12 protein-coding genes are annotated in these 13,398 nt (G+C 64.1%); 1 reads left to right on the plus strand and 11 read right to left on the minus strand.

All coding sequences use genetic code 11. The features are described 5' to 3' along the window. Together umuC and BLX42_RS08600 are read right to left on the minus strand one after the other, a co-directional pair. Window positions 1–1,264: Y-family DNA polymerase (gene umuC, locus BLX42_RS08595; RefSeq protein WP_161871567.1), on the minus strand; the 1,264-nt coding region annotated here is incomplete at its 3' end. Window positions 1,265–1,269: 5 nt separating this feature from the next. After that, a complete protein-coding gene (locus tag BLX42_RS08600; RefSeq protein WP_046787906.1) occupies window positions 1,270–1,698 on the minus strand; it encodes a LexA family transcriptional regulator in 429 nt (142 codons plus the stop codon). Between the two features lie 102 nt (window positions 1,699–1,800). Here BLX42_RS08600 and BLX42_RS08605 point away from each other — a divergent pair, with 102 nt between their 5' ends. Next, complete coding sequence (locus BLX42_RS08605; RefSeq protein ID WP_046787905.1) at window positions 1,801–2,490, plus strand: SOS response-associated peptidase family protein; 690 nt, start codon at window positions 1,801–1,803, stop codon at window positions 2,488–2,490. A gap of 16 nt (window positions 2,491–2,506) precedes the next feature. On the opposite strand, the gene BLX42_RS08610 is transcribed toward BLX42_RS08605, so the two are convergent. From BLX42_RS08610 to BLX42_RS08650, 9 genes are all read right to left on the minus strand, one after another. Beyond that, window positions 2,507–4,324: an ABC transporter ATP-binding protein/permease gene (locus tag BLX42_RS08610; RefSeq protein ID WP_115275389.1), complete on the minus strand. Its 1,818-nt coding sequence runs from the start codon at window positions 4,322–4,324 to the stop codon at window positions 2,507–2,509. A 193-nt stretch (window positions 4,325–4,517) separates the two neighbouring features. Further along, window positions 4,518–4,721, minus strand: a complete 204-nt coding sequence (locus BLX42_RS08615) for a formate dehydrogenase subunit delta (RefSeq protein ID WP_046787904.1) — start codon at window positions 4,719–4,721, stop codon at window positions 4,518–4,520. Next, window positions 4,718–7,597 carry a formate dehydrogenase subunit alpha gene (gene fdhF / locus BLX42_RS08620; RefSeq protein ID WP_161871568.1) on the minus strand — a complete coding sequence of 960 codons (2,880 nt, stop codon included), beginning with the start codon at window positions 7,595–7,597 and terminating at the stop codon, window positions 4,718–4,720. Before fdhF ends, BLX42_RS08615 begins: the two co-directional genes overlap by 4 nt. Beyond that, window positions 7,594–9,153: an NADH-quinone oxidoreductase subunit NuoF gene (locus BLX42_RS08625; protein ID WP_161871569.1), complete on the minus strand. Its 1,560-nt coding sequence runs from the start codon at window positions 9,151–9,153 to the stop codon at window positions 7,594–7,596. Before BLX42_RS08625 ends, fdhF begins: the two co-directional genes overlap by 4 nt. Beyond that, on the minus strand, window positions 9,147–9,629 hold the full coding sequence (locus tag BLX42_RS08630) for a formate dehydrogenase subunit gamma (RefSeq protein ID WP_046787901.1): 483 nt from the start codon (window positions 9,627–9,629) through the stop codon (window positions 9,147–9,149). Before BLX42_RS08630 ends, BLX42_RS08625 begins: the two co-directional genes overlap by 7 nt. A gap of 235 nt (window positions 9,630–9,864) precedes the next feature. Next, window positions 9,865–11,022 carry a glutathionylspermidine synthase family protein gene (locus BLX42_RS08635; protein WP_161871570.1) on the minus strand — a complete coding sequence of 386 codons (1,158 nt, stop codon included), beginning with the start codon at window positions 11,020–11,022 and terminating at the stop codon, window positions 9,865–9,867. A gap of 2 nt (window positions 11,023–11,024) precedes the next feature. Beyond that, a complete protein-coding gene (locus BLX42_RS08640; RefSeq protein WP_177011126.1) occupies window positions 11,025–11,726 on the minus strand; it encodes a DUF1190 domain-containing protein in 702 nt (233 codons plus the stop codon). A gap of 26 nt (window positions 11,727–11,752) precedes the next feature. After that, a complete protein-coding gene (locus BLX42_RS08645) occupies window positions 11,753–12,178 on the minus strand; it encodes a DUF350 domain-containing protein (RefSeq protein ID WP_115275394.1) in 426 nt (141 codons plus the stop codon). A gap of 12 nt (window positions 12,179–12,190) precedes the next feature. Next, a complete protein-coding gene (locus tag BLX42_RS08650) occupies window positions 12,191–12,790 on the minus strand; it encodes a DUF2491 family protein (protein WP_161871571.1) in 600 nt (199 codons plus the stop codon). Between the last annotated feature and the right edge of the window lie 608 nt (window positions 12,791–13,398).

Consider the following 13,398-nt stretch of genomic DNA (forward strand, 5'->3'; position numbering starts at 1 on the left):
CCCGCCACAACCCACGCATCTGGGTCGTATACCCGGCACTCATCAACTCCCGCCGCATGGCCCAATCCGCCGCCGCCGGCACCGCCGCGCTGCGCAGGGTGCCTCGGCCCCAACGCGCGTTGACGCCATCGATCACGCCCATTACCCGCTCTGCCTGAGCGGTCTGTGACGGCGCGAACAGGTCGCCGGTGACCTCCCCGCGTTGGCAAAGCTCCAGCAGCAAAACCTCCGCCTTGCTGTAGCGAAACCCTGGGCGATACACGCGCTCCAGCGCCTCCAGCGCCATGCGCGTGAGCAAGCGCACGTCATCGGTGGGGTATGGCAGTTGCACCACTACGCCATTGGCATAGCGGGCTTCGTCGGGGTTGAACATGCCGGTGCGGATGCTCACCCGCATCCTGCACGCCAGCGAGCGTTGCTGGCGCAGCTTCTCGCTGGCGCGCATCACGTAAGTGGCCACGGCCTCCTTGATCGGCGCCAGCTCGGTCAGGCGCGTGCCGAACATCCGGCTGCAGCAGATTTCCTGGCGCGGCGGGTCGACGTCCTGCAGTTGCAGGCAAGGCGTACCGGCCAGTTCGCGGGCGGTCTTTTCCACCACCACGCTGAAGGTCTTGCGCAAAAGCCCGGGGTCGGCGCGGGACAGGTCCCAGGCCGTGCGGATGCCCATGCCCTGCAGGTGCGCTGTGAGGCGTTTGCCGATGCCCCACACCTGGGACACGTCGCACCTCTTGAGCACCCGCTCACACCGTAGCGGGTCGCGCAGGTCGACCACCCCGCCGCTCTGCACAGCCCAGCGCTTGGCCGCATGGTTGGCCAGCTTGGCCAGGGTTTTGGTACCGGCGATGCCGACCCCCACGGGGATGCCGGTGTACTTGAGCACTCGCTCGCGAATGCGGCGGCCCAGGTAGTCGAGATCGCCCGGCACACCTGCCAGGTCGGCGAAGGCTTCGTCGATGGAATACACCTCCACTGCCGGGACCATACCCTCGATCACCGTCATTACCCGCTGGCTCATGTCGCCGTACAGCGCGTAGTTGGACGAAAACGCCACCACCCCGTGCTGACGCAGCAGGTCCTTGACCTGGTAAAACGGCTGGCCCATCTTCACCAACGCCTTGGCCTCGGCACTGCGGGCGATGATGCAGCCGTCGTTGTTGCTCAACACGACGATGGGCGTGCGCAGCAAGTCGGGGCGGAACACGCGCTCGCAACTGGCATAGAAACTGTTGCAGTCGATCAGGGCGAAAACGGGAGCAGGCTTCATCGGGGCTATTTCACATCGTGGCTGCGGACACTGAAGGTCACTACGCCCCAAATCGTCAGTTCGTCACCCTCCAGAATGTATCGTGGCGCAAACCGCGGGTTTTCCGAGCGCAGCGCCACCTGGCTGCCGACACGGTGCAGCCGTTTGCACAGCGGCTCGCCATTGACCGCAGCAATGACGATATGGCCATGGCGCGCCTCGATCGAACGGTCGACCAGCACCAGGTCACCGTCGAAGATGCCGGCGCCCTGCATGCTGTCGCCGTCTATCCTCACCAGATACATGTGCGGCGCACGCAAATTGAACAACTCGTCCAGCGAGATGGGTTGCTCCATGTGATCGGCAGCCGGCGACGGGAAACCCGCTGGCACACGAAACAGATAACGCGCCAGCACGGTGCTGGCGCAGGTGACCGGACCCAAAATGGACGTCATGTGACAGCCTTGAAGTCAAACTGTATGTATATACAGTAAACGCTGTAGTGGGTGGCAGGTCAAATTCGGCATAAGACATTTCGACAAATGGGGGTACACGCCATGTGCGGACGCTTCGCCCAGTATCAGGGGCTGGCCGATTACCTGCGTGAGCTGAACGCCGAGCAGGACGTGATCAGCGGTTACGACAACGTGCCCATTGGCCGTTACAACGTGGCCCCTGGCAGCCGCGTGTTGGTGTTGCACAACGCCGCCAATGGCCTGCGCATCGACCCCTGCCATTGGGGTTGGGCACCGTTCTGGGCCAAGGGCCCGAGGCCCGCGCCGATCAACGCACGGGTGGAAACCGTGACCACGGGCAAGTTCTTCAAGGCACTCTGGCCTCAAGGGCGAGCCCTGGTCATGGCAGACGGCTGGTACGAATGGGTGAGCGACCCGCACGACCCCAGGCGCAAGCAACCCTACTTCATCCGCCTGAAAAGCCAGGCACCGATGTTCATGGCCGCGCTGGCTCAGGTACGTTCTGGGCTGGAGCCGAACGAAGGGGATGGGTTCGTGATCATTACCGCAGCGAGTGATGCAGGAATGGTCGATATCCATGACCGTCGGCCACTGGTACTGGGGCCGGCGGATGCGCGGGCGTGGATCGACCTGGAAGTGCCTGCCGATCAGGCCGAGCGGTTGGCACGGGAGCGGTGCCTGCCGGTAGAAGCCTTTGAATGGTTTGCGGTGGGCGAGGCCGTGGGGAATGTCCGTAATGAAGGCGCGCAGTTGATCGTGATGCAGCCCTGAACAGGGTACAGGCCTCCTAGACCTGCAACGCTACCTCCGGCTTTTGCTCCAGCAGCGACCAACCACCCTGCCCGTCCACTTCCAGCCGGTGGGTATGGAACCCGGCCAACGTGCTGCGATGGCCGACACTCACCAGCAAGGTTTGCGGCATTTCATTGCGCAGCAGCGAATACAACGCATGCTCCAAGCCTTCATCCATCGCCGAGGTGGACTCGTCGAGGAACACCACCTGCGGCCGGTTGAACAGCACCCGGGCAAACGCCAGCCGCTGCTGCTCACCGACCGAGAGGATATGCGACCAGTCGCAACTGACCGCCAGCCGCTCAGCCAGGTGGGCCAGGTTGACCTGGCGCAGCGCCTGCTGCATGCGCGCCTCGTCCTCTGGCTTGCTGTCAGCCGGGTAGGCGATGGCGGTTCGCAGGTCCCCCAGGGGCAGGTACGGGCGCTGCGAGAGGAACAGCGCCTCGGTGCCGGTGGGCCGCCTGACCTCACCCTCGGCGTAAGGCCACAGCCCTGCCAGGGCGCGCAACAAGGTGGTCTTGCCACTGCCCGACGGGCCCTTGATCAGCAGCGCCTGGCCGGCCTGCAGGCGCAAGTCGAGGTCGGCGATCAACGCGTGGCCGTCGGGGCGCATCACCTGCAAACCCGAGATATCCAGGGCCTGCGCCTGTTCCTGGGTGCTGACCCGCGGCAAGGTGCTGGCCTGCTGGTTGGCATCGAGAAACCCGGTCAGACGGTCGAGCGTGGCGCGGTACTGGGCAAAGGTGTCGTAGGACTCACGGAAGAACGACAACGCATCCTGCACCTGGCCAAACGCTTGGGAGGTCTGCATGACATCGCCCAGCTTGATCGCGCCACTGAAGAAGCGCGGCGCCTGGAGGATGAACGGGAACACCACCGCAACCTGGCTGACGCCCAGGTTGAAACCGCTGAACTTCAGGTTGCGGAACACCAGTGCCCAGACATTGACGATCAATGCCCCGAAGCGGCCCAGCAAGGTCCCCCGCTCCACTTGCGCGCCCTGGTAGAACGCGATGTTCTCAGCGTTTTCACGCAGGCGCATCAGCGCATAACGGAAGTTGGCGGTGAGTTTTTCGTTGAGGAAGTTCAGGCGGATCAACGGCTGCCCGAGGCGGAAGGCGATCCAGGTGGCGATCAGCACATACACATACACGGCAAACACCATGGCCCGGGGGATTTCCACACCTGCTACCGCCAGCGGCGCCGACAGCCCCCAAAGGATGGCGGTGAACGCCACCAGCGACACCAGCGCGCTGACCGCGCCCAGCGCCAGGGTTACCGAGTTGGTGACGAAGGCGTTGACGTCCAGTTCGATACGCTGGTCGGGGTTGTCTACAGGCTCGGCGAGGAACTGGCCGCGGTAATAGGCGTCACCGTGGAGCCAGTCGTTGGTCAGGCGCTCGGTCAGCCAGACCCGCCAGCGGATGCTGAAGGCCTCGGTCACGTAGAAGGTGAACAGCGAACGCAGCACATGAAGGGTGGCCAATACCGCGAACACGCCCAGCAAGTACCAGAAGGCGGTTTGGTCGAGGGCCTGCAGGGCGCTGTAGAAGCCGTTGTACCAGAACGAGAACAGCACGTTCATGCGTACCGAAAACAGGGTCAGCACCAGCAGTGCGGCAAACACCAGCAGCGGTCGCCAGCTGCGCCTGAAGGAGAAATAGGGCCCGGCAAGCTGCCAGAACTGGCTACCCCAGCGCGTGTAGCGCACAGCCAGCGCAGCGGCGGCAGTGAAGCCGATCAGGGTGATGAACGAAGCGATTGCAAGCCAGCTCAGGCTCTCTTGCAGGGCCTGGTGCCAGTTCATGTCCATGGTGGGTATCCGTGACGAGTGTTTACGCGAGCGTAGCATTGCGCCGGCTTTGGTCAGGCATTCATGACGGACATTTCATTTTGTCGGCACCGCCCCTATCGCCGGCAAGCCGGCCCCACAGGAATTGCACTCGATTCGAGGGCAGTCCAGGAGTCCCACCGCTTGCTGGCGACGGGGGCAGCGCAGACAAACGCTAAGCCAAGGCCTCCACCACCTTGGGGTCCAAACCCTCCCCTGCATGGGCCTGGGCCCATTCCCCCAACTGCCTGCGCATCGCCGGGGTCCAGAAGTTCTGCAAATGCTGCTGCACCCCTTTCACCGCCAACGCATGATCAGGCTCGCTGTCGAAGTAATGGGCAATCTGGTTGGCCATCTTGACCAGGTTTTCGATGCTCATCGGCGTACCTCGGCCTGCTCGGGCTTGTCGGCCGTGCGGCGCTCCTTGAGCAGGCGCCGCTGTTCATCGCTGAAGTCCTGGTAGCGCTTTTGCCACTGCGACGGGTGGAACACCTTGACCACCTCCACCGCCGTGACCTTGTACTCCGGGCAGTTGGTGGCCCAGTCGGAATTGTCGGTAGTGATCACGTTGGCGCCAGACTCGGGGAAGTGGAAGGTGGTGTACACCACCCCCGGCGCCACGCGCTCACTCACCTTGGCACGCAGGACCGTCTGCCCGGCGCGGCTGCCGATGCCGACCCAGTCGCCGTCATGGATGCCGCGGCTTTCGGCGTCGGTGGGGTGCAGCTCCAGGCAGTCGGCAGCATGCCAGGCGACGTTCGCGGTGCGCCGGGTCTGGGCACCGACGTTGTACTGGCTGAGAATGCGCCCGGTGGTCAGCAGCAGTGGGTAGCGGCTGTTGACCTTCTCGTCGGTGGGCACATAGCCGGTGAGCATGAAGCGCCCTTTGCCCCGCACGAACTGATCGATGTGCATGGTCGGCGTGCCGTCGGGCGCTGCGTCGTTGCACGGCCACTGCAGGCTGCCATGGCGGTCGAGTTCGGCGTAGCTGACGCGGTGAAAGGTTGGTGTCAGGCGGGCGATTTCGTCCATGATCTCGGACGGGTGGCGGTAGCTCATCGGGTAGCCCAGGGCATTGGCCAAGGCCACGGTGGCCTCCCAGTCAGCCTTGCCGGCCAGCGGCTGCATCACCTTGCGTACCCGCGAAATACGGCGCTCGGCGTTGGTGAAGGTGCCGTCCTTTTCCAGGAACGAGCTACCCGGCAAGAACACATGGGCGAACTTGGCCGTCTCGTTGAGGAAGATGTCCTGCACCACCACGCATTCCATGGCCCGCAGCGCGGCAGTGACGTGCTGGGTGTTGGGGTCGCTCTGGGCGATGTCCTCACCCTGGCAGTACAGCGCCTTGAAGCTGCCGTCCAGCGCCGCTTCGAACATGTTGGGGATGCGCAGGCCCGGGTCGGGCTGCAGAGTCACACCCCAGGCCTGCTCGAACTCGGCACGCACGGTCTCGTTGGAGATATGCCGGTAGCCTGGCAACTCATGCGGGAACGACCCCATGTCGCACGAGCCCTGCACGTTGTTCTGCCCACGCAGGGGGTTTACCCCTACCCCTTCGCGGCCAATATTGCCGGTGGCCATGGCCAGGTTGGCGATGCCCATCACCGCCGTGCTGCCCTGGCTGTGTTCAGTCACGCCCAAACCGTAGTAGATCGCCGCGTTGCCGCCTGTGGCATACAGGCGGGCGGCGGCGCGGATCTGCTCGGCGGGCACGCCGCACACGGGGCCCTGCACTTCAGGGGCGTTTTGCGCGAGGCTGACGAAGTCGCGCCAGCGGGCGAAGGCCTCGCTCTCGCAGCGCTCGTCAATGAAGCGCTGGGCCAGCAGCCCCTCGCTAACGATCACATGGGCCAAGGCGTTGAGCATGGCCACGTTGGTGCCAGGGCGCAGTTGCAAGTGCAGCTCGGCACGGGCGTGGGGCGAATCCACCAGGTCGATGCGCCGCGGGTCGATGACGATCAGCCGCGCCCCTTGGCGCAGGCGGCGTTTGAGCTGCGAGCCGAACACCGGGTGGGCATCGGTAGGGTTGGCACCGATCACCAGGATCACGTCGGCCTGCATCACCGAATCGAAACTCTGGGTACCCGCCGACTCGCCGAGGGTCTGTTTGAGGCCATAGCCGGTGGGCGAATGGCAAACCCGCGCGCAGGTGTCGACGTTATTGTTGCCAAACGCCGTGCGCACCAACTTTTGCACCAGGTAGGCTTCTTCGTTGGTGCAACGGCTGGAGGTGATGCCACCGATGGAGTCGCGCCCGTACTTGAGCTGGATGCGCCGGAACTCGCTGGCCGCGTAGGTGACGGCCTCGTCCCAGCTGACTTCCTGCCACGGGTCATCCACATGCTTACGGATCATCGGTCTGGTGATGCGATCAGGGTGGGTGGCATAGCCCCAGGCGAAGCGGCCCTTGACGCAGGCATGGCCGTGGTTGGCGCCGCCGTTCTTGTCCGGGACCATGCGTACCAACTGGTCACCCTTCATTTCCGCACGGAACGAGCAGCCCACGCCGCAGTAGGCGCAGGTGGTGATCACCGCTCGTTCCGGCTGGCCGCTCTGCACCAGGCTTTTTTCGGTCAGGGTAGCCGTAGGGCAGGCCTGCACGCAGGCGCCGCACGACACGCATTCGGAGGTGAGGAAGTTGTCACCACCGGCTGCCGCCACCCGCGACTCGAAGCCGCGCCCGGTGATGGTCAGGGCGAAGGTGCCCTGGATGTCCTCACAGGCACGCACGCAGCGGCTGCAGACGATGCACTTGCTGGGCTCGTAATCGAAGTACGGGTTGGACACGTCCTTCTGCTCAGCCAGGTGATTGGCGCCGTCGTAGCCGTAGCGCACCTCGCGCAGGCCGACCTGGCCGGCGACCGTCTGCAGTTCGCAGTTGCCATTGGCCGAGCAGGTCAGGCAGTCGAGCGGGTGGTCGGAAATGTACAGCTCCATGACATTGCGACGCAGGTCGGCCAGGCGTGGCGTCTGCGTGCGCACCACCATGCCTTCGCTGACAGGCGTGGTGCAGGACGCCGGGTATCCGCGCATGCCGTCGATTTCGACCATGCACATGCGGCAGGAGCCAAAGGCCTCCAGGCTGTCGGTGGCGCACAGCTTGGGGATGCTGGTACCCAGCAGGGCGGCGGCGCGCATCACTGAGGTGCCCGCCGGCACGCTCACGCTGCGCCCGTCGATGTTCAGGCTGATCTGCACATCGCCGTAGCGTTCAGGGGTGCCCAGATCGGTCTCGGGGTCGAAGTAATTGATCACTGCGCGGCCTCCGTGGTGGTCAGCCCGAAATCGGCCGGGAAGTACTTCAGGGCGCTGGCCACCGGGTAGGCGGTCATGCCGCCCATGGCGCATAGCGAGCCGTATTGCATCGTGTCGCACAGGTCGCGCAGCAGCAGGGCCTGGTCATGGCGCTCGGTGAGGTCGCTGCTGGCGATCAAGCGGTCGACCACCTCCATGCCGCGGATAGAACCGATGCGGCAAGGCGTGCACTTGCCGCAGGACTCTTCGGCGCAGAACTGCAGGGCGAAACGCGCCATGCTGGCCATGTTCAGGGTGTCGTCAGCCACCACCACGCCGCCGTGGCCCAGCATCGCGCCCATGGCAGCGAAGGCCTCGTAGTCCAGTGGCGTGTCGAAGTGACTGGGCGGCACCCAGGCACCCAGCGGGCCACCGACCTGGGCAGCCTTGAGCGGACGGCCGCTGGCGGTGCCGCCCCCGTAGCCTTCCACCAGCTCGCGCAGGGTCAGGCCGAAGGCACGTTCTACCAGGCCGCCATGGCGGATGTTGCCGGCCAGCTGAAATGGCATGGTGCCCAGCGAACGGCCCATGCCGAAGTCGCGGTAGAACGCTGCGCCCTTGGCCAGGATGGTCGGCACCGAGGCCAGCGTGAGCACGTTGTGCACCAGCGTCGGCAGGCCGAACAGGCCCTGCAGGGCCGGTAGCGGCGGCTTGGCACGGACGATGCCGCGCTTGCCCTCGATGGATTCGAGCAGCGCGGTTTCCTCACCGCAGATATAAGCACCCGCACCCACGCGTACTTCCAGGTCGAAGGCCTGACCGCTACCGACCACGTCGAAACCCAGATAACCGGCGTCGCGGGCGATGACGACGGCCTCATCGAGCACGCGGATGGCGTCGGGGTACTCCGAGCGCACGTAGATATAGCCCTTGTCGGCACCCACCGCGAGGCCGGCGATGATCATGCCTTCGATCAGCAAGAAGGGGTCCCCTTCCATCAGCATGCGGTCGGCGAAGGTACCCGAATCGCCTTCGTCGGCGTTGCACACCACATACTTCTGCCCTGCCCCGGCGTCACGCACGGTGCGCCATTTGATACCTGCCGGGAACGCTGCGCCGCCGCGGCCGCGCAGGCCGGAATCGAGCACGGCGGCGACCACTTCGGCGCCGCCCAGCGCAACGGCTTGCGCAAGGCCGGCAAAGCCGCCGTGGGCGCGGTAGTCCTCCAGCGACAATGGCCGGGTGATACCGGCGCGGGCGAACAGCAGACGTTGCTGGGTCTTGAGGTAAGGGAGCGCTTCCACCGGCCCGAGCGCCAATGGATGGCTGCCGGGTTCTGCCGCCAATGCATCGAGCAGCGCAGGCACATCCTCAGGGGTGACCGGGCCGAAGCCTTGCCGCCCTCCAGCGCGCTCGCACTCTACCAGTGGTTCGAGCCAATACAGGCCACGCGAACTGGTGCGCTGGATGTCCAGCGCCAACTGGCGCTGCTCGGCCTCGCGCTGCAACGCCTCGACAACCTGATCTGCGCCCACGGCGCGGGCCACCGAGTCGCAGGGGATGAACAGCTTCAGCATGCTGTGTCCTCCAGGCAACCGTTGACCAGCGAGCGCAGGCGCTCAGGGGTCAGGCGCGCATGCACCTGGCCATCGAGCTCAAGTGCCGGCGAGCAGGCGCACGCGCCCAGACAGTACACCGGGCGCAGGCTGATGGCGCCATCGGCGCTGGTGCCATGGTCGTCCAGTGCCAACTGTTCGCGCAGCTGCGCGGCCAGGGCTTCACTGCCACGGCTCTGGCACGACTCGGCGCGGCACAGGCGCAGGGTATGGCGGGCCGGCGGCGCGGTGCGGAAATCGTGGTAGAAGCTGATTACCCCGCGCACCTCGGCCAGGCTGAGGTTGAGGGCATGGGCAATGTCAGCGACGGCGGCATCGGGGATGAAACCAATGCTTTCCTGCACGGCATGCAGGATCGGCAAGAGCGCGCCGGGGGTGTCCTGGTGGCGACTCAGGATACTGTGGATCACGGGCAGGTGGGGCAATTGATCAGGCATACAGCGGACCTCGGCATCACGGCCCCCGCCTGTTGTTGTAGTGGGCAGGTGACCGGCGTGTTCTGCTGCGGCACACCGCCCACGTCACGGTCGCGTGGTTGTCGGTGGCCTCCTTGCCGGTGGCCGTGCGTCTGCGCGCACTGGGCTCAGGGGCATTCCACAAGCATGGCACTTGTGGCGCCGAAGGGATGCACGCGAACGACCAGGCGCATCCTGAAACCGACCAGAGGGCCGGTCAGCCCAATACCACATGCGGCAAGAAGCGCGAGCTGTCCTTGGTGATCAGCGAATCATCTTCACGAATGCCAAGCCCCGAGGCCTTGTCGCCAATCACCCACGAACCAATCAGCGTGTAACTGTCAGCGAACTTCGGCAAAGGTGCAAAAGCCTGCAGAATATAGGGCGCATCGTCATAAGGCCCGTCTTCAAAAACCCGCCGGCCATCCTCGGTGCGGATATCCACGTTGGCGCCCTCACGGGAGAAGTACGGCTTGCGCACCCAGCCTTTGGGCACCGGGGCCTGCGGGTTGTCGTCGACGAAGGCCGGCAGCAGGTTCGGATGCCCCTCGAACCACTCCCACAACAACGGCAGGATGCCTTTGTTGGAGATCAGTGCCTTCCACGGCGGCTCGACGAACTGCGTGTCGCAGCCGGTGATCGCCTGGCCGAAGTCCTCCCGGAAGATATGCTCCCAGGCATGCAGCTTGAACAGGCGCTGGATGGGCTGGCCCTGCAGGTCGACGAACCGGCCGTTGTCGTGCAGGCCGATGTCTTCCAGGTCGATATGCCGTGTGCGAACACCCGCATGCTCGGCCATCCTGCGCAGGAAATCCGTGGTGCCACGGTCTTCCAGCGAGCCTGAGATGGTCGAAAAATAGAACGCGCCCTGCCCCGGCATAGCGGCAAACGCCTGCACCAGGTCTTCAGCCAGGGTATTGAACTGGCTGGCGTGTGCAGGCAGCAGCCCACGCGCTATCTGCTCCTCCAGCCAGATCAGCTGGAAAGCGGCCGCCTCGTAAAGTGAGGTTGGCGTATCGTAATTGGCTTCGATGAGTTTCGCCGGGCCATTGCCGTCGTAACTGAAGTCGAAGCGCCCGTACAGGTGGGGCTGTGCCTGCTTCCAAGACCTGCGCACCAGGTCGAAGAAGGCCGGCGGGATGGCCAGGCGGGCCATCAGCGCTTCGCTGTCGACAATGCGCCCGACCGCCTCCAGGCACATGGCGTGCAGCGCTTCGGTCGGAGCTTGCAGGTCGCGCACCACCTGGGCTTCGCTGAATTGGTAGTAACCGCGCTCGTCCCAGTAACGCTCGCCATCGATGGTGTGGAAGGCGAACCCCTCACGCTCGGCAGTCGCGCGCCAGTCGGGGCGCTCTGCCAGCTCGACCTTGCGCATGCTCACCCCCCGAAAAAGCTGCCGGACTTGCCACCCCAGCCGCTACGGGCTGTGGCCTGGCTGCCAAAACCACCACGGGTGATCGATGCCGACGAGGCTGGATGAGATTCCTTGCGGCTCCATCTGCCGCCACCGCCGCCACCGCCGGACGAACCTCCACTGCTGTTTTGTTCATCCTCCCTGGCTCGCTGGATTCCACCCAAGGCCCCATTGTGCGGCCCAAGGCGCGTTCCACTGCGGTTGGCATACAAAGGCTGTGCGCGAAAACGACGGTCGCTGTTGCTGACCACCTGCCCGAGCAGGATACCGGCCACCGCTGCGCTGGCGACATGCCCATAGCCCCCGCCCTGAGCGTAGCCAGCGTCAAGTTGTGACTGGGTCACCTCAGCGGCACTTTCCAACTCGAACCCATTCATGAGCGGCATGTATCGCCCACCGACGGTGGCCTGGCAATTGCCTGCACCGAACTGCGCCTCACACTCGCTCTGGAACGCGAACGTTGGCGCCTGGCGTTGATAGTCGCTCTGCGCCTGCTGGTAGGCATCGGTGCAGATAGCGTTCGGCACTCTGTCATCTACACAGGCAGCGACGGTGTCGTAATTGACCTTTTGGCTGACCGTATACAGTTGTTCCTGCGGACCACAGGCCGTCAGCGCCAGTGGTAACGAACCGGCCAGTACCAGCTTGAAGGAGCTACGTTTCATCGGCGATTTCATTGGCATCCTCCCGCTCAGGCCGAAGGCGTCATGCAGGCCGAGTTCAGAAAGCCGACGCTGATCGCCACGCTGGCGGCGTAGATGGCAGCTGCCATCTCGCCCTGGGCGATGCGCCGTGACAGGCCACGCAGCACCAGGCTGGTGAGGCCGAAGGCAATCAACTGCACCACAGCTGCGATCACCACCCAGGCGACAAAATCGAGAATGCTGACGCTGTAGGCGATGATGTTGCTGGCCGGCAGCGAAAACCCGATCAGCGAACCACCCAGCGCAATAGCGGCCGCCGGGTTGTTTTCGCGGATCAGGGCGAACTCGCGGTGCGGCGTGAGGCGGGTATAGATGAACTGGAACAGCCAGAACATCAGCAGGGCCACACTGATATAGAGGATGAAGCCCGTCACCGCCGAGGCGTTGAGGGACAGGCGCAAAGCGTCGAGCATGGGAGATCCTTGTCAGGTTACGTGAAAGTCCGTGGGGAACAGGGTGATACCCAGCGAGGTGGTGTAGGTAAGCGCTCCGTGCTCATCTTCTTCGACCGAGAGCAGCAGAAATTCGCGCCGGCCTGGCAAACCGGTGTCACGGGCATACAGCATGGACCGGTGCTGGATGCGGTAGCGTGCCTCGGGGCTGGTAACCGCTTCGCATAGCGCAACCCATTCGGCGAGCCCCGCTTCGCGGCCCCATTGCCGGGAGTACAAACTGCCTTCGTGCTCGAAGATCGGCATTCCGGCCTTGGGCACGCTGCCGGTCAGGCGTTGCAGGTGCGCCTGGTCATGGACGGGTACTGCGCTGTGGTAGCCGAACAGCACGATATCGCCCGGTACGGCGCCGTTCATCAGCACCTGCAACCAGTAGTCTTCGTTGTCCAGGTAGAAACGCAACAGGCGCACCGATTGGCCGAGGTCGGCCTCGCCAATGGCCCAGACCGCTTCCGGGCCAGGCACCTGAAGCTCCGAGATGCCGTCCAGCAACGGTTTCAGTGAATGGGCAGGCGTGAAGTTGCTGCCACTGCGCAGGCCAAATGGCAGGCTGGCCTGGTGTAAAAGCGACATCGAATACTCCCTGGGGTCGCGGCTTTCCTTGCTGGGGGGCGACACATTAGCGGGTTTCATTGCCAGGGCCAATGCTGATCCTCTGTGGAGGGTTTTCGCAGGTGATAGTTGAGGCCAAAACCAAGTTCGGGCTTGCAGACCCGGCCGCTGTTTTTTGCAGCGGCCCAGCGAGACTAGGGAGCTCAGTTTTCCATCGCAATGGCTCAAGGGCGCGGAAAGGGTGATTCAGAAATGGACTACAGGCTAGAGGGAAAATCTGATCCCACATCTGTAGGAAACCGTTAAAACCATCGCCCCGAAAAGACGGACAAAGAATTTTCACCTCGTTCACTCACGCTTTCCGCGCCCCTCACTTGCCTATGAACAGGCGAACATCCAGCGCTCTTGGTAAACTAGGACATCCTTTTTATGAGGCTGGTATCGACGGGGTAGCTCACCGCCACATCGGCCTTGTTCCTTGCTTGTATTCCTTGCCATTTTTTTCGGCGTTACTCACGTGAATGAGGCTGGTTCACAGCAAAACCCCGAATAAATTGGTACAAAAGTGCGTAGACCTGAATGCCCCTAGATACCGCAACCCCACAAACCACGCGCTCTGAGCCTTCCCG

This window comes from Pseudomonas sp. SG-MS2 (assembly GCF_009933855.1).
GTDB lineage: Bacteria > Pseudomonadota > Gammaproteobacteria > Pseudomonadales > Pseudomonadaceae > Aquipseudomonas > Aquipseudomonas putida_E.